Here is a 17,081-nt window from a genome sequence, read left to right as displayed (position 1 = left end):
GGAACAGAATGACAGAGGTAACCGTAAAATTACTGGCAGAAGAGATCCAGACATCGGTAGAACGTCTAATCCAGCAGTTCACTGATGCTGGCATTCAGAAAACCGCAACTGACTCTGTTTCCCAGAAAGAAAAAGAAGCTTTGCTGGCTCACTTGAACCGCGAACAAGGTGGTTCTGGCGGCCAGCCAGGTAAATTAACACTACAGCGTAAAACGCGCAGTACACTAAACGTTCCTGGCACCGGTGGCAAAAGTAAATCGGTAGCGATTGAAGTCCGCAAAAAACGCACATATGTAAACCGCGACGCTGTTGAACAAGCTAAAGCGGAAGAACAGTCGCAGCGTGAAGCGGAAGAGCAGGCTCGGCGCGAGGTAGAAGAGAAGGCGCGGCTTGAAGCTGAAGCGAAAAAACTCGCGGCAGAGCAAGCTAAACGTGAAGCTGAAGAAATAGCCAAACGTGAAGCAGAAGAGAGCGCTCGACGTGAAGCAGAAGAAAAAGCCAAACGTGAAGAGGCAAAACCCTCTCAGCGTGAGGCGGCGGAAAAAGAAAAAGTGACTAAGCAACATACCGAAACCAAACAAAAATCAGTTCAGACTGGGTCTGCCGCGCAACAAAATGAAAAAGCGCGTCGCGAAGCTGAAGCTGCAAATTTAAAACGTAAAGCTGAAGAAGAAATGCGCCGTAAGGTGGAAGAGGAAGCGAAACGTGTTGCAGAAGAAGCGCGTAAAATGGCAGAAGAAAACAAAGACAAATGGTCTGATAATTCTGATACCAATGAAAGTACTGACTACCATGTAACGACTTCCCGTCATGCCCGCGATGCGGAAGATGAAAATGATGCCAAAGTTGAAGGCGATCGTCGTTCCCGCACCCGTGGTGGCAAAGCTACCCGTCAGAAGAAGAATAACAAGCATTCTGAATCTAAAGCTGATCGTGAAGAAGCGCGCGCAGGCCGTACCAAAGGCAAACATCGCAAGCCGAGCACTTTACAGCAGAGCTTCACTAAACCTGTTGTAGCGGTTAACCGTGATGTTGTGATTGGTGAAACCATTACCGTCGCTGAACTGGCTAACAAAATGGCAGTCAAAGGCGCCCAAGTCATCAAAACTATGATGAACATGGGAGCAGTGGTGACTATCAACCAAGTCATCGATCAAGAAACAGCACAAATGGTTGCCGAAGAAATGGGGCACAAAGTTATCCTGCGTCGTGAAAACGAACTGGAAGAAGCGCTGATGAGTGATCGTGATACGGGTGAAACGCTGGCAGAATCTCGCGCACCAGTTGTAACCATCATGGGTCACGTTGACCACGGTAAAACCTCCCTGCTGGATTATATCCGTTCCACTAAAGTGGCTTCCGGTGAAGCGGGCGGCATTACTCAGCATATTGGTGCATATCATGTGAAAACTGAAAAAGGCATGATCACCTTCTTGGATACCCCAGGCCATGCTGCGTTTACTTCCATGCGTGCACGTGGTGCGAAAGCAACGGATATCGTTGTTCTGGTTGTGGCTGCGGATGACGGCGTAATGCCTCAGACTGTCGAAGCTATCCAGCATGCTAAGGCAGCAAACGTACCTGTTGTCGTTGCGGTGAACAAGATCGATAAACCAGAAGCTGATCCAGATCGTGTGAAGAATGAATTGTCACAATACGGCATCATTTCAGAAGAGTGGGGCGGTGAAAACCAGTTCATCAATGTGTCTGCTAAAGCAGGTATTGGTATTGATGAATTACTGGAAGCAATCCTGCTTCAGTCTGAAGTTCTTGAACTGAACGCTGTACGCACTGGCATGGCAAATGGTGTGGTCATTGAATCCTTCTTGGATAAAGGCCGTGGCCCAGTTGCGACCATTCTGGTTCAGACTGGTACTCTGAATAAAGGCGACATCGTTCTGTGTGGCTTCGAATATGGCCGTATCCGTGCGATGCGTAACGAACTTGGTCGTGAAGTGACTTCTGCTGGCCCGTCTATCCCAGTGGAAATCTTGGGTCTGTCCAATGTTCCATCTGCGGGTGATGAAGCGACAGTTGTTCGTGACGAGAAGAAAGCGCGTGAAGTGGCTCTGTACCGTCAGGGTAAATTCCGTGAAGTGAAGCTGGCTCGTCAGCACAAAGCTAAGCTGGAAAACATTTTTGCTAACATGGAAGAAGGTAAAGTATCTGAACTGAACATCGTTCTGAAAACTGACGTTCAAGGTACATGTGAAGCAATTTGTGATTCATTGCTGAAACTGTCTACTGATGAAGTAAAAGTGAAAATCATCGGTTCAGGCGTAGGTGGTATCACCGAAACTGATGCAACGTTGGCAGCAGCATCCAGCGCTATTATTCTGGGCTTCAACGTTCGTGCTGATGCATCTGCACGTCGTGTCATCGAAAACGAAAGTCTGGATCTGCGTTACTACTCCGTTATCTATAACCTGATTGATGAAATCAAACAGGCTATGAGCGGTATGCTGGCACCAGAATACAAACAGCAAATCATGGGACTGGCCGAAGTCCGTGACGTATTTAAGTCACCGAAATTTGGTGCTGTCGCTGGTTGTATGGTGACAGAAGGTTCCATCAAGCGTAATAACCCAATCCGTGTTCTGCGTGATAACGTGGTCATTTACGAAGGCGAGCTGGAATCCTTGCGTCGCTTCAAGGATGATGTTAACGAAGTCCGTAATGGTATGGAATGTGGTATCGGTGTGAAGAACTACAATGATGTTCGCGTTGGCGATATGATTGAAGTCTTTGAAGTGATTGAAATTAAACGCTCCATCGATTAATACCATTATCTATCCAATAGATTTATTCCATTCTTGGGGGGCTTAATGCCCCCCAAAATGTCAGGAGATATAACAATGGCAAGAGAATTCAGTCGTACTCAGCGCGTTGCACAAGAAATGCAAAAAGAGATTGCCATCATTTTACAGCGTGAAGTTAAAGATCCGCGTATCGGCATGGCGACAGTCTCTGGTGTTGAGGTTTCCCGCGATCTGGCCTATGCCAAAGTATTTGTGACCTTTTTGAATGTCCTGGTGGAAGGACATGATTCAGAAATGGTTAAAGAAGGTATCAAAGCATTGAATGAAGCCTCTGGTTTTATTCGTTCCCTGCTGGGTAAAGCGATGCGTCTGCGTGTCATTCCTGAACTGACGTTTTCTTATGACTCTTCTCTGGTGGAAGGGATGCGTATGTCAAACTTGGTCAGCAACGTCGTGAAAAATGATGAGCAGCGCCGTACATCTACGGATCACAACGAGGAAAAGTGATGGGTCGCCGTCGTAGAGGCCGTGCGATACACGGTGTACTGTTGCTGGATAAGCCGCAGGATATCTCCTCCAATGATGCGTTACAGAAAGTAAGGCGGATCTTCAATGCCAGCAAGGCGGGCCATACTGGTGCGCTGGACCCACTGGCGACAGGCATGTTGCCGATTTGCCTTGGTGAAGCGACTAAATTTTCCCAATTTCTGCTGGATTCTGACAAACGCTATCGGGTGATAGCCCGTTTGGGGCAACGTACAGATACTTCAGATTCACATGGAACCATCATTCGTGAACGTGAAGTTCAAATAACCCAATCCCAGCTTGATGATGCATTGGATACATTCCGTGGTGATACCATGCAGGTCCCTTCCATGTACTCTGCATTGAAACATCAAGGAAAACCCCTGTACGAATATGCTCGTCAGGGTATTGAAATTGAGCGGGAAGCGCGTCCTATCACTGTTTATGAATTGCAATTCATTCGCTGGGAAGGGAATGAACTGGAATTGGAAATACACTGTTCCAAGGGGACTTACATCCGTACCATCATTGATGATTTGGGTGAACTTTTGGGCTGTGGCGCTCATGTTATTTATTTGCGCCGTTTACAGGTTGCCGATTATCCCAATCAAAGGATGGTAACGCTGGAACAGTTATATGAATTAAAACAACAGGCTGAAGATCAGGAAATTGAAGCGGGAACACTGCTTGATCCATTGCTATTGCCAATGGATACCGCTGTTGCTCATTTCCCTGTGATTCACTTGGCATCTGTGGTTGCGTCTTATTTTAAACAAGGGCAGCCAGTTCGAAGCAGTCACAACTTGGCTTCGGGTGAATGGGTGCGGGTCACCGAAGGAGATGAAAATAAATTCATCGGTATTGCGGTGATTGACGATGATGGGCTGGTAGCTCCCCGCCGTCTGGTTGTTGAAACTGAAATCGAATAATGATAGTAACTGATAAGGAATTCAAAGCAGACAAATTGTGTAGATGCAATGAAGGGCACCGATTGTGCTGTCTTGCGCTTCACCTATTTGCAGCGTAGAATACCGCGTCTATATATGAGTTGCTGAATTAGAGATCGGCACTTGTCATTTTAAACTACATATTTGGAGTTATACTATGTCTCTAAGTACTACTGCAAAAGCGCAGATTATTGCTGAGTTTGGCCGTGGCGCTAACGACAGTGGTTCCAGCGAAGTTCAGATCGCACTGCTGACAGCTGACATCAACCAACTGCAAGGCCACTTTTCAGAGCACAAAAAAGATCACCACAGCCGTCGTGGTCTGCTGAGAAAGGTTGCACAGCGTCGTAAGCAACTGAACTACCTGAAGGGTAAAGATGTGGCACGCTATACCGCTCTGATTGAGCGTCTGGGACTGCGTCGCTAATCGATGAGTTTCGATGGAAAGGGGCCTAATCGGGCCCCTTTTCTTCTAGGAAACGGAATTGAGAGACGTTATACCGTTTCTGAAATTTGAATCTCTTCCGCTACAGTGACTCGCGCGGCTAATGAGAGTCCTTAAGGGAGTAAGCACTGTCATTAGTCGTGAGGGTGTAGCAAGAAGAGAAAATCCATTGTTGCTGAATCTTAAAAGTCGGCAACACTAACAAAGGAAAATTATTTTGCTGAATCCGATTGTTCGTAAATTCCAGTATGGTCAGCACACTGTGACCATCGAAACCGGCATGATGGCTCGTCAGGCGACAGCAGCCGTTATGGTAAATATGGATGACACGGCGGTATTCGTTACCGTTGTTGGTCAGAAAAAAGTAAAAACAGGCCAGGATTTCTTCCCCCTGACTGTTAACTATCAAGAGCGTACTTACGCCGCAGGCCGTATTCCGGGAAGTTTCTTCCGTCGTGAAGGTCGTCCGGGAGAAGGTGAAACCCTCGTAGCCCGTCTGATTGACCGTCCTTTACGCCCTCTGTTCCCAGAAGGTTTCCTGAACGAAGTTCAAATCATCGCGACAGTAGTTTCTGTTAACCCTCAGGTTAACCCTGATATCGTTGCCATGATCGGTGCATCTGCTGCACTGGCGCTGTCTGGTATTCCATTCAATGGCCCAATCGGTGCTGCTCGCGTTGGTTACATCAACGATCAGTACGTACTGAACCCAACCAGAGATGAACTGAAAAACAGCCGTCTGGATCTGGTGGTTGCAGGTACTGAAGGTGCGGTATTGATGGTAGAATCCGAAGCGGATCTGCTGACTGAAGAGCAAATGTTGGGTGCGGTTGTGTTTGGTCACGAGCAGCAACAGATCGCTATTGAGAATATCAATGCACTGGTTGCTGAAGCAGGCAAAGAAAAATGGGATTGGGCTCCGGAGCCTATCAACCAGCCTCTGCATGACCGTGTTGCTGAACTGGCTGAAACCCGTCTGGGCGATGCTTACCGTATTATTGAGAAGCAGGAACGTTACGCTCAGGTTGATAGCATCAAAGAAGAAGTTTCTGCGATCGTCTTGGCAGAATCAGCGGAAAAAGGCGTTGAGCTGGATGAAAGCGAAGTGCTTGATGTGCTGTCCGGTCTGGAGAAAAATGTTGTTCGTGGCCGTGTTCTGCGTGGTGAACCTCGTATTGATGGTCGTGAAAAAGACATGGTTCGTGCTCTGGATGTTCGCACTGGTGTATTGCCACGTACTCATGGTTCGTCTCTGTTCACCCGTGGTGAAACACAGGCGCTGGTTGCGGCAACTCTGGGTACAGAGCGTGATGCGCAAGTTATCGATGAGCTGATGGGTGAGTATACAGACCGCTTCCTGTTCCACTATAACTTCCCTCCATACTCTGTGGGTGAAACCGGCATGGTTGGTTCACCAAAACGTCGTGAGATTGGTCACGGACGTCTGGCGAAACGTGGTGTATTGGCTGTCATGCCAAGCCCTGCCGAATTCCCGTATACAGTTCGCGTTGTGTCTGAAATCACTGAATCCAACGGTTCCTCTTCGATGGCTTCCGTTTGTGGTGCGTCACTGGCGCTGATGGATGCTGGTGTGCCAATTAAGGCCGCCGTTGCTGGTATCGCAATGGGTCTGGTGAAAGAAGGGGAAAACTTTATTGTTCTGTCTGACATTCTGGGTGACGAAGATCATCTGGGCGACATGGACTTTAAAGTTGCGGGTAGCCGCGATGGTATCAGCGCATTGCAGATGGACATCAAAATTGAAGGCATCAACCGTGAAATCATGCAGGTTGCCCTGAATCAGGCCAAAGGTGCTCGTTTGCACATCCTTAACGTGATGGAGCAGGCAATCGAAAGCCCACGCAACGATATCTCTGAATTTGCACCACGTATTCATACCATCAAGATCAATCCAGACAAGATCAAAGACGTGATTGGTAAAGGCGGTTCTGTGATCCGTGCATTGACAGAAGAAACCGGCACCACCATTGAAATTGAAGATGATGGTACGGTGAAGATTGCGGCAACTGATGGTGATAAAGCGCGTCACGCTATTAGTCGTATCGAAGAAATCACTGCTGAAGTTGAAGTGGGCCGTATCTATACCGGTAAAGTAACCCGTATTGTTGATTTCGGAGCATTTGTTGCTATCGGCGGTGGTAAAGAAGGGCTGGTACACATTTCTCAAATCGCAGACAAACGTGTAGAGAAAGTCACTGATTATCTGCAATTAGGTCAGGAAGTTCCGGTTAAGGTATTGGAAATTGATCGTCAGGGTCGTATCCGCCTGAGCATGAAAGAAGCCGTAGTTACTACCGATGAAGTGTCACAGGCACCGGAGTCATCTGTAGAATAAATTTGACGTAAAGCGCGGCGTCCTGTAAAAAGGGCGCCGTTTATCCCTAATTTATTTTGAATTGCAGTCAATAACGCTATAGTTCGAAGTTGAAGGGAAAAGTCAGTTTTGGGCAGGATGCCTGAAATATACAATGTGGGTGGAGTAACTGGGCATTCTGATTAATGTCTGACTTCGGGAGTGGGAAATGAATTCTTTTCTGCGCTGGTGGTATGTTGCGGCTATTTTTCTCCTTGTGGGATGTGGCAGCACTGGATGGCGTAAAAATGAAGTTATTGCTATTCCATTACAACCGACATTGCAACAAGAGGTTATTCTGGCTCGCATGGAGCAAATACTTGCGAGTCGGTCACTTACGGAAGATGAGTATGCACAGCTTTTATATGAAAGAGGTGTGCTGTATGATAGCCTCGGGCTGAGGGCACTGGCGCAGAATGATTTTTCAGTGGCTTTGTCTCTCCGTCCTGATATTCCTGAGATTTTTAATTATCTAGGAATTTATTTTACGCAGGCAGGTAATTTTGATTCTGCCTATGAAGCGTTTGATTCTGTTTTAGAGCTTGATCCAACTTACAATTACGCGCGAATGAATCGCGGCATTGCACTGTATTACGGTGGCCGTTATCGATTGGCGCAGGATGATCTGCAGGCGTTTTATCAAGACGATCCAAATGATCCCTTCCGTTCGTTGTGGTTGTACCTTGTGGAAGTGAAAATCGATCCTAAGGTTGCAATGACTAATTTGTCGCACCATTTTGACAAAGCGAACCGGGGGCTATGGGGCTGGAATATCGTTGAATTCTATTTAGGCAAAATCAGTGAGAAAATATTGATGGAGCGTTTACAACAGAATTCAGCGGATAACACTTCGCTCGCTGAGCATCTCAGTGAAACTGACTTCTATTTAGGTAAACATTACCTAAGTCTGGGGGATGAGGATAGCGCAGCTGCGTTATTCAAGCTGACGGTAGCTAACAATGTTCATAACTTTGTTGAGCACCGCTACGCATTGTTGGAATTGGCGCTACTAGGCCAAAGACAAGATGATTTATCGGAATCGAACCAACAATAGCTGACGAACATTTTCACGACAGATTTTTAAGTCCACATCTTGCGAGGTGGGGGCTTGTTTGTTCGTTTAATAACATAATTTGAGCCAGTTCACATTTTAAATGAAAATGACAGAAATTCTTTTCACTGTGTTATGTAGACTGGCCGCCACGATTAATGAGGCACCATTACATGACCACTGAGACTGAAATCTCTTTTGCTGATTTAGGATTATCAGCACCTATTCTTTCTGCACTGGAAGACTTGGGCTATGAGAAGCCTTCTCCTATTCAACAACAATGTATTCCACACCTGCTGAACGGTAGTGACGTGCTGGGTATGGCACAGACTGGTAGTGGTAAGACTGCGGCATTCAGCTTACCTTTACTGCATAACATTGATGCTGAACTTAAAGCTCCACAGATCCTTGTGTTAGCACCAACCCGTGAACTGGCGGTACAGGTTGCCGAAGCATGTTCAGATTTCTCCAAGCACATGCGTAACGTGAATGTTGTTGCACTTTATGGTGGGCAGCGCTATGACGTCCAATTACGTGCTCTGCGTCAGGGACCACAAGTTGTTGTGGGAACACCAGGCCGTCTGCTGGACCATCTGAAACGTGGAACATTGGATCTGTCCAACCTGAAAGGTCTGGTATTGGATGAAGCCGACGAAATGTTGCGTATGGGCTTTATCGAAGATGTTGAAAACATCATGAGCCAGATCCCTGCTGAACATCAGACTGCACTGTTCTCAGCAACCATGCCTGAAGCGATTCGCCGCATTACCCGTCGTTTCATGAATGACCCACAGGAAGTTCGTATTCAAAGCAGTGTTACGAACCGTCCTGACATCAGCCAGAGCTACTGGTCTGTGTACGGAGTGCGTAAAAATGAAGCGCTGGTACGTTTCCTCGAAGCAGAAGATTTTGATGCTGCGATTATTTTCGTGCGTACCAAGAATGCAACGCTGGAAGTGGCAGAAACTCTGGAGCGTAACGGCTACAACTCAGCGGCACTGAATGGTGATATGAACCAGGCTTTGCGTGAACAGACACTTGAGCGCTTGAAAGATGGCCGTTTGGACATTCTGATTGCAACTGACGTTGCAGCTCGTGGTTTGGACGTTGAGCGCATTAGTTTGGTTGTGAACTACGACATCCCAATGGACGCAGAGTCTTATGTACACCGTATCGGCCGTACTGGTCGTGCAGGTCGTGCGGGTCGTGCCCTGTTGTTTGTTGAAAACCGTGAACGCCGCCTGCTGCGTAACGTTGAACGCACTATGAAACTGACGATCCCAGAAGTTGAACTGCCAAATGCAGAACTTCTGAGCCAGCGTCGTCTGGAGAAATTCGCGGCTAATGTTCAGCAGCAACTGGAAAGCAGCGATCTGGATCAATACCGTGCTCTGTTGTCTAAACTGGGTACTGGTGAAGAGCTGGACATGGAAACACTGGCCGCAGCCCTGCTGAAAATGGCACAAGGCGAGCGCCCACTGATTCTGCCACCAGATCCAGTACGTCGTCCTCGCCGTGAATTCAACGATCGTGATGACCGTCGCCGTAACGGTAATGCTTTTGGCGACCGTGGTGACAGAGGTGACCGTGGTGATCGTGGCGACCGTGGTGACAGAGGTGATCGTCCTCGTCGTGAGCGTCGCGATGTGGGTGACATGGAACTGTATCGCATTGAAGTAGGCCGTGATGATGGCGTTGAAGTTCGCCACATTGTAGGTGCAATTGCGAACGAAGGTGATATCAGCAGCCGTTATATCGGTAATATCAAGCTGTTTGCGTCTCACTCTACGATTGAGCTGCCAAAAGGAATGCCAGGGGAGGTGCTGTCTCACTTCACGCGTACCCGTATTCTGAACAAACCAATGAACATGCAGTTAATGGGTGATGCACAACCATTTGAGCGCCGTGAACGTCGTGGTGGTGGCCGTAATGGTAATGGCGGTAACGCTGGTAACGCTGGCAACGCTGGCAACGCTGGCAACGGTGGCAATGGCCCACGTCGTGAGCGTGATGGTTTTGGCAATAACGGTAACGGTGGTCGTCGTTTTAACAACGAACGTCGTGGCGGTGGTGAGCGTGGCTCTTTCCGTGGCCGTAGTAACGATGATTTCAATGGCGGTGCTCCACGTCGTCGTCAAAGCAGTGGCAACAGCACTAGCAACGTATAAGCAAATACGTTAACGCCTGACTTGATTGGCGGTTAGCTGTTGCATTGAAAGTATCGCAATGATGTATTAAATAAGACCCTTTCTCTTTACGGAGAAAGGGTTTTTTACGTTTACATCATATGAAATTTAGGTTGGTTTTTTGGATATACGTTTATTCAACTCGCCTTTGGTTTCAATATCTGAAAGTAAGCGCTCACCTTGATGAATAACGGTTTTTCTTAGTTTGCCTCTGAAACCAGCATGAGCGACTTCCTGCAAAATGCGCTCTTCTACCGCACTCAGCCCTCCTATAATCAGCCAAGATCATTTCCTTTGTTTATTTTTCCTGTAGGGTGACGAGATTATGCCTCAAACAGTGATTAATTTAACCCCAGCTCTTCTTTTAGCGGTTTCAGATAACGACGGCTGACGGGAATACATGCATCATTGCTTAACACCAATTCTGCCTGCCCATTTTCACCAAAAACAATTTCCCGCAATTGGGACATATTAACCAGATACTGACGATGACAGCGGGTCAGGGATGTACGGGTTTCCAGTGTGCGCAGAGTCAACTCAGTAAAACCTTCCTGACCATTGGCATTCATAACATACACACCACTCAGGCGGGAAGTGGCATACAGAACATCATCCAATGGCATCAGCCATATCCGGCTATATCCGGTACAAGGAATATATTTCAGTTGCTCATCTTCGCGTTGCAGATCCGCCAGATTTTGCTTTTGATAGCCAGAGCGCAGCCGTTGCAACGTTTTGCTCAGACGCTCTTTTTCCAGCGGCTTTAATAGATAATCGAACGCATGCTCTTCAAAGGCTTGCACCGCATATTCATCAAACGCGGTTAAAAAAACAATATAAGGACGATGATCAGGGTCGAGCATTCCCACCATTTCCAATCCGGTAATGCGGGGCATTTGAATATCGAGGAAAACCACATCCGGTTTCAGACGATGAATGGCACCAATCGCTTCCACTGCGTTGGCACACTCACCGATGATTTGAATATCCGTTTCCTCTTCCAACAGACAACGTAGATTCTCACGAGCCAGAGGTTCATCATCAACAATCAATATATTCATATTTACGCCGCTTTTTTCGCCTCTTTTTCCAATGGTAAACATAAAATGACACGGGTAAATTCTTCGGGCTGGCAATCAACTTTCACGCCATAGGGTTTACCATAACGGAGCTGTAGACGTTTATCTACCAGACTCATTCCAAGTCCGTCTCCCATTTGTTTTGGACAATAAAGTCCCGCATTATCTTCAATCTCCACCAATAGCAAATTGGCTTCCTGGTGCGCTCTAATCGTAATTCTTCCTGTATCAAGTAACTGTGATGTGCCATGTTTAATGGCATTTTCTACCATCGGTTGTAGGGAAAATGCAGGTAGTTTTGCATTGCGCAGGGATTCCGGTATTTCTATGGCAATCTGAAGACGTTCACGGAAGCGCGCTTTCTCAATTTGTAAGTAAGCATTCACATGTTCTATTTCATTTTCCAGCGTGGCAATCTCTTCAGGCCGCTTCAAATTCTTGCGGAAGAATGTCGAAAGATACTGCACAAGCTGGCTGGCTTGTTGGCTATCTCGACGGATAACTGCTTGTAGTGTATTTAGGGCATTGAATAAAAAGTGAGGATTCACTTGCGCGTGAAGCAGCTTCACTTCTGATTGCAGTAAAGATTGCTTATTCCGCTCATACTGTCCGGCAAGAATCTGGGCTGAAAGTAGACTGGCAATTCCCTCACCCAAGGTACGATTGATGGAGCTGAATAAACGGTTTTTGGCTTCGTAAAGTTTAATAGTACCGATCACCTTCTGATTTTCTCCCCGTAAAGGGATCACCAGCGTCGAGCCAAGTTTACAAATTGGACTAAGGGAACAACAATAAGGGATTTCATTCCCATCGGCATACACGACTTCATTATTTTCAATCGCGCGACGTGACTGTTCGGAAGCAATAGGCGTACCGGGCAGGTGATGATCAGAACCGAGACCAATAAATGCCAGTAACTTTTCTCTGTCAGTGATAGCGACTGCGCCAATTTCTAATTCCTGATAGATGACTTTTGCTACACGCATACTGTTATCTTCATTGAATCCCTTACGCAGAATCCCTTCTGTACAGACAGCAATTTTCAAGGCCTGGGCAGAAAAGGCGCTGGTATATTTTTCAAAAATGGCGCGTCTGTCCAATAAGATGCGGATAAACATCGCTGCACCAATACTGTTGGCGATAATCATCGGGGCTGCTATATCCTTCACCAGATTCCATGCTTCATTGAACGGATTAGCAAGTAGCAGAATAATCCCCATTTGGGTGCATTCAGCAAAGAAAGTGACAACGGCCGCCGTCCACGGATTCAGTAGCTTATTAATTTGTCCCCGTTTCATCAGGTAAATATGGACAAGGCCACCAAGTACGCCTTCTACAATGGTGGATACCATGCAACTAAATGCAGTCATTCCACCGAGAGAATAACGGTGTAAGCCGCCAGTGAATCCGACCATTGCCCCTACGGTTGGCCCACCGAGAAAACCGCCGAGTACAGCACCAATCGCGCGTGTGTTGGCAATCGAGTCATTCACATTCAACCCAAAATACGTTCCCATAATGCAAAAGATGGAAAAGATAACGTAACACATCATCTTATGTGGCAAACGGACGGTAACTTGCAGTAGAGGAATAAACAGGGGGGTTTTACTCAGCAGCCAGGCGATCACCAGATAAATACACATCTGCTGGAGTAATAACAACACGAGGTTAAATTCGTACATATCTTTTCATTGTATGATTAATAACGACTATATATTTGATGTGCCATTATCAAAGGTTAAATTTAACGCCGTCAATAGGGCATTGGCAGGATAATCTATTTATAGGAAAGGAATTGGTGTGGAAAGGGTTATCCGCCCCAATCGGGGCGGATTGATAGCATTATTCCTTGCAGATAACGTAGTCGGTGACTATTTCATTAATAACGTGTTCGAACCCTTTGTCGATATTCACGGCAAAATGGGCATTTTTACCTTTTTCGTCTATCCCCGGGCTTGAAGAGCGATAGGAGCGATCTTGTGGCCAGCCGTATACATCATGCATAGTATTATCGGGATGGGCGAGGTACAGATCCCACAGCTCATTTACTGTTGGCAGCGTGTCATGTGTTTTCCGACAGTACCATTCTGCTCCTTTGTAGACACGACGTGGCCAAATTTCACCATTTTCAACATAGGTGGTCATTCCTGCCATACCTAAGGCTTTTAATTCTGCTTGTAACTTGGGCCGGTTAAAGACTTCGCCATTTTTACCGACCATGGTTTCAGCCATATGCCCCCAAAAATTAGCGACAGGAACATCCGGGCTGGTTGGAACTGTAAAGATCATATCCTTAGTTTGTGGCGGCGCAGTACCATCCGCAGTGACAGAGAATGTCGTCTTCACACCAAGCCCGTTTGGATCGGTCACGGTAATATTGAGCATACCGTTTTCATCAGTGAAATCCTGATATTCAGTTGTTTTTCCATTGAATAATAGGGTGGGTTTTTCAGCAACATTCTGGCGATTCAGAGACTTAATAGCGTTCATTCTGACGTCCACATTTCTGACCAGCTTCCCGTGATAGAGGGTTTTGAGCTTTAATGTAATTGGGGCATCTTTCTTTGCCTTATCAGCACTTGTTGTGATGATGACATCATCGGCAAGTCCCCTGACAGTTCCCCCTTTTCCTCCATCGTGGGTATGGTTGCCTTGTTCGGTACTCATGCTGGTATCAACAGTTTGGGTATTCCCGATAAGGCCAAGGGCGTTTTGTGCCTGTACCGCGATCGCTTTCACTGTCCCCGCATCTGCTTGTGTCAGTGTATAGTTAGGGAGCTTGCCGGACTCAGTAATCGTATGCCCTTTGCTAATATCAATATTGTCTTTATTCCCCCATACATAACGGGATTTATCCGTTGTATCGCCTTCATTGGCGTAAAAGGTATAGGATGCACTCAGGGTTTGCCCCATCTCCAATTTGCCAACGATGGTTAAATTTTTGACGAGTGGTGTACTTGGATGTACGAACATGATTTCGACAGGTTTGAGGGTAGTCCCATTCACTTCTGGCGTAATTTTTAATACCCCAATCTTTTCACCCGCAGTAAGATGGGATTTATAAACGCCCGGCTGAGTCTCTTGCATTTTTTCGATCTGTGGATCGCGACCTTCTCCACTCAATCCACTGGAGATTAATTTGATTTCGGAAGCAATCCCTTTGACTGGCTTGCCATCTTTATCTTTCAGGGTCAATGTCAGAAGAGTCGTATCGCGATTATCCGCCAGTAGCTCTTTATCTTTTGCTGTAAAGGCAGAGCTATTGACATTGATTTCTGCTGGGAGTACCTGCACCTGCATTTCTACTCGTTTGGACGTATTGCCTTGTTCATCATAAGCAACGGCACCTACCGTGTAGATATTATTACCCTGTGGTTGATATTTCGGCAGAGTCAGCAGATAGTTTGTCCCGCCCTGATGTTGGATTTTACCGCCATTGACAAATAGGCTCGTGGCTTCCCATTGAATATCTTTAAATCCATACTTGCTGTTAACGCTGATATGGAGAGGTTTGGTTTCATTCTCATGACCGATAATCTGGTTCTCCATTGCCAGAGAGATCACTTCACGTTTGCGGTATTCCAGAACAATTTGATTATTACGATCGACCAAATCATAGCGACTGCCTTGCAGAGAATGCTTGAATGCTACGGCATCTGGATTAATCTGTTCTGACCACGGAGTGCCGATGACATAATTCAATTCCATATTGAACTGTGTTTCTCCGTTACCGGACATCTCTTGTTTGCGCTCAATGCCGAAAGTCAGCAGTGGAACCGGAGTATAATTAATTCCGACCGTAAACATAGAAGGATTCTGGCTTCGGTGATCTTTATTGATTAAGCTAACTTCATTCCCGAAATACTGTTCATATACTAACTTACCGCCGAGTTGTGGTAAGGCGGGGGCATAGCCTTGTACTCTCAGATCGAATCCATTGGCTGGTCGCTCATCATAGTCAGTCAGAAGAGGTGATTCTTTCCAGTTGCTTAAGCGGAGATAGCCGTTTGCGCCCAATTTCAGATAATCACGGGCATATTCGGCACCGAGGCCAAATCGGGTATTATCACCGGTGAAATCATGGTCAAGGAAAGCATTGTAGCCGAACATCCAGCCATCAAAAAAACGACGTTCTCCTAGCCCGATATTGAGAGTATTGCGTTTATCGATACGGCGGAAACCGAACTGGGTAAAATCCAGCCGGCTGTGGGTATCATGCAGTGGCAACAACATATCTAACTGGCTGCCATTCAGGCTTCCATGACTATCCACATTGGTTTGCACACGAACTGTGCCGTAATGTGCTAACCAATTTTTAATTTGTTGATTAGCCTCACTCGTGACCAGATTGCCTAATTGATTTATTGCTCCGTTCTTAATGTTGTTATTGATTAATAGATGACCAACCTGAGAGGCAACCTCAGCCAGACGATGTGACTCTTCATCCGAAGCAGAAGTTTTGTTCAATGAAGATTGATCTAACGAAGAATAGTTGAAAGGCAGAAATTTATTGGTTCGAGGTTTAGGGACATCAATTTCGCTGCCGGCACCAAGTGTCATAAAAGGTTTGCTGAAGGTGCGTAGTTGATTAATTTTTTTCAGGTCAGTGACGGTTAAACCGTAGCGCTTGGCGACGGTATTGACGGTTTCCCCTGATTTCAGGATATAAGGCTCTGTTGGTCGTGCTAATTTTTCATTTTGAAAAGTCGCTTGTGTTTTGGCACTAGCGATAGCGGGGGCAAATGCGCCAGTAACCGGAAACACAAATTGAGTGATAATGTTCACCCATGCTACACGTTTCAGCCTATTTTGCTGATTCTGTAGCCGCGGCTTATCGAATTTTTTTTTCATAACTGTAAACCTGTAAAAATAAAAAACATCGAGCGATAACCAGCAGTAAACCTATCCATTTCAGAATATTACGTTCTATTTACTACCAACCATAAACCGTGTACCCAGAGGGAAATCGTCAAATCATGACGAAATAGTAAGATAACAATACGGAATTGCCTGATCTGAGATATCACGAAATAGTTAACAAACTCTGTTGAGTGGTTAGCGTGTAGACTATTGATCTGGGATTTTGTCTTTATAAGGTTTTTTATTCCAACATAAAATCAATTATTGATCAATATAACTTTTGTGATTAATCGTTTTTAAAAAACAGAGAGTATAGGAAAAAAATAGGTTTGATGAGATCAGGCATTGTTGTTGCAGGGAAAAGTTGTGCGCCAGAGATCATCATTGCTTCTAAAGCGACAGGTCGGGTCGTTAATCTCCATGTGGGACACTGACCTTTATTACTATGCCGATCTTCTATATTTCAGGAACGATTTGGCCGCCTCAGTCGATGTCTGATTGGGTAAGGGTGGTTTCATCGGCTTTGCCATCAACTTGGGCCACAAAAGCGATCGCAGGCGTCAACCAAATGGGACTGCCATTGCACAGTGTATTCCGGGATATTTCCCAGCGCGTTAAGCGATTTTTTTATCCCTGAGCAGAAAACATTTACGCGAACTGTTAATTAGGTTACGGACTGCTCATTAAAGATAGATATTTAAAGTTTACATTTATGACGAAAGGGAATAATAGAAATTCTTTTTTTTACATTCTCATTATTTATGTATTTAGTTAATATCATAAACCTGTTAAATAGAGTCACGATATTATCGATATAGTTAGTTAGCTTGATATCTGAACAGCACAAGCCTGATG

The 17,081-nt window shown here is 46.0% G+C and carries 11 protein-coding genes and 1 pseudogene; 8 read left to right on the top strand and 4 right to left on the bottom strand.

What is annotated here, in order from left to right; all coding sequences use genetic code 11:
- Positions 1 to 8: 8 nt before the first annotated feature.
- The 7 genes from infB (at position 9) to AB204_RS05470 (ending at position 10,269) form a co-directional block, all read left to right on the top strand.
- Positions 9 to 2,780, top strand: a complete 2,772-nt coding sequence (gene infB, locus AB204_RS05500; RefSeq protein ID WP_047962383.1) for a translation initiation factor IF-2 — start codon at positions 9 to 11, stop codon at positions 2,778 to 2,780.
- A 75-nt stretch (positions 2,781 to 2,855) separates the two neighbouring features.
- Positions 2,856 to 3,266 (top strand): 30S ribosome-binding factor RbfA, encoded by a 411-nt coding sequence (gene rbfA, locus AB204_RS05495; protein ID WP_047962382.1) that lies wholly within the window; start codon positions 2,856 to 2,858, stop codon positions 3,264 to 3,266.
- The gene (gene truB / locus AB204_RS05490) at positions 3,266 to 4,213 is read left to right on the top strand and encodes a tRNA pseudouridine(55) synthase TruB (RefSeq protein ID WP_047962381.1); all 948 of its coding nucleotides are present in this window, start codon (positions 3,266 to 3,268) and stop codon (positions 4,211 to 4,213) included. The genes rbfA and truB overlap by 1 nt, the downstream gene beginning before the upstream one ends.
- 175 nt (positions 4,214 to 4,388) lie before the next feature.
- A complete protein-coding gene (gene rpsO / locus AB204_RS05485; protein ID WP_047962380.1) occupies positions 4,389 to 4,658 on the top strand; it encodes a 30S ribosomal protein S15 in 270 nt (89 codons plus the stop codon).
- Between the two features lie 235 nt (positions 4,659 to 4,893).
- Positions 4,894 to 7,032 carry a polyribonucleotide nucleotidyltransferase gene (gene pnp / locus AB204_RS05480; protein WP_047962379.1) on the top strand — a complete coding sequence of 713 codons (2,139 nt, stop codon included), beginning with the start codon at positions 4,894 to 4,896 and terminating at the stop codon, positions 7,030 to 7,032.
- Between the two features lie 187 nt (positions 7,033 to 7,219).
- Positions 7,220 to 8,104: a lipoprotein NlpI gene (nlpI, locus tag AB204_RS05475; protein ID WP_047962378.1), complete on the top strand. Its 885-nt coding sequence runs from the start codon at positions 7,220 to 7,222 to the stop codon at positions 8,102 to 8,104.
- 170 nt (positions 8,105 to 8,274) lie between these two features.
- Entirely contained in the window at positions 8,275 to 10,269 is a 1,995-nt protein-coding gene (locus tag AB204_RS05470; RefSeq protein ID WP_047962377.1) for a DEAD/DEAH family ATP-dependent RNA helicase, read from the top strand.
- Positions 10,270 to 10,395: 126 nt separating this feature from the next.
- Here the strand turns inward: AB204_RS05470 and AB204_RS23765 are convergent, their stop codons facing one another.
- From AB204_RS23765 to AB204_RS05455, 4 genes are all read right to left on the bottom strand, one after another.
- Entirely contained in the window at positions 10,396 to 10,527 is a 132-nt protein-coding gene (locus AB204_RS23765) for a hypothetical protein (RefSeq protein ID WP_268802283.1), read from the bottom strand.
- Positions 10,528 to 10,628: 101 nt separating this feature from the next.
- Complete coding sequence (gene btsR / locus AB204_RS05465; protein WP_047962376.1) at positions 10,629 to 11,348, bottom strand: two-component system response regulator BtsR; 720 nt, start codon at positions 11,346 to 11,348, stop codon at positions 10,629 to 10,631.
- A 2-nt stretch (positions 11,349 to 11,350) separates the two neighbouring features.
- Positions 11,351 to 13,048, bottom strand: a complete 1,698-nt coding sequence (locus AB204_RS05460) for a sensor histidine kinase (protein ID WP_047962375.1) — start codon at positions 13,046 to 13,048, stop codon at positions 11,351 to 11,353.
- A 160-nt stretch (positions 13,049 to 13,208) separates the two neighbouring features.
- Complete coding sequence (locus tag AB204_RS05455) at positions 13,209 to 16,217, bottom strand: inverse autotransporter beta domain-containing protein (RefSeq protein ID WP_047962374.1); 3,009 nt, start codon at positions 16,215 to 16,217, stop codon at positions 13,209 to 13,211.
- Between the two features lie 436 nt (positions 16,218 to 16,653).
- Here AB204_RS05455 and AB204_RS21215 point away from each other — a divergent pair.
- A pseudogene (locus tag AB204_RS21215) lies at positions 16,654 to 16,830 on the top strand (ABC transporter permease); the annotation flags it as partial.
- Positions 16,831 to 17,081: the final 251 nt, after the last annotated feature.

This window comes from Xenorhabdus khoisanae (genome assembly GCF_001037465.1).
GTDB lineage: Bacteria > Pseudomonadota > Gammaproteobacteria > Enterobacterales > Enterobacteriaceae > Xenorhabdus > Xenorhabdus khoisanae.
This window is presented reverse-complemented; position numbering and strand designations above follow the sequence as displayed.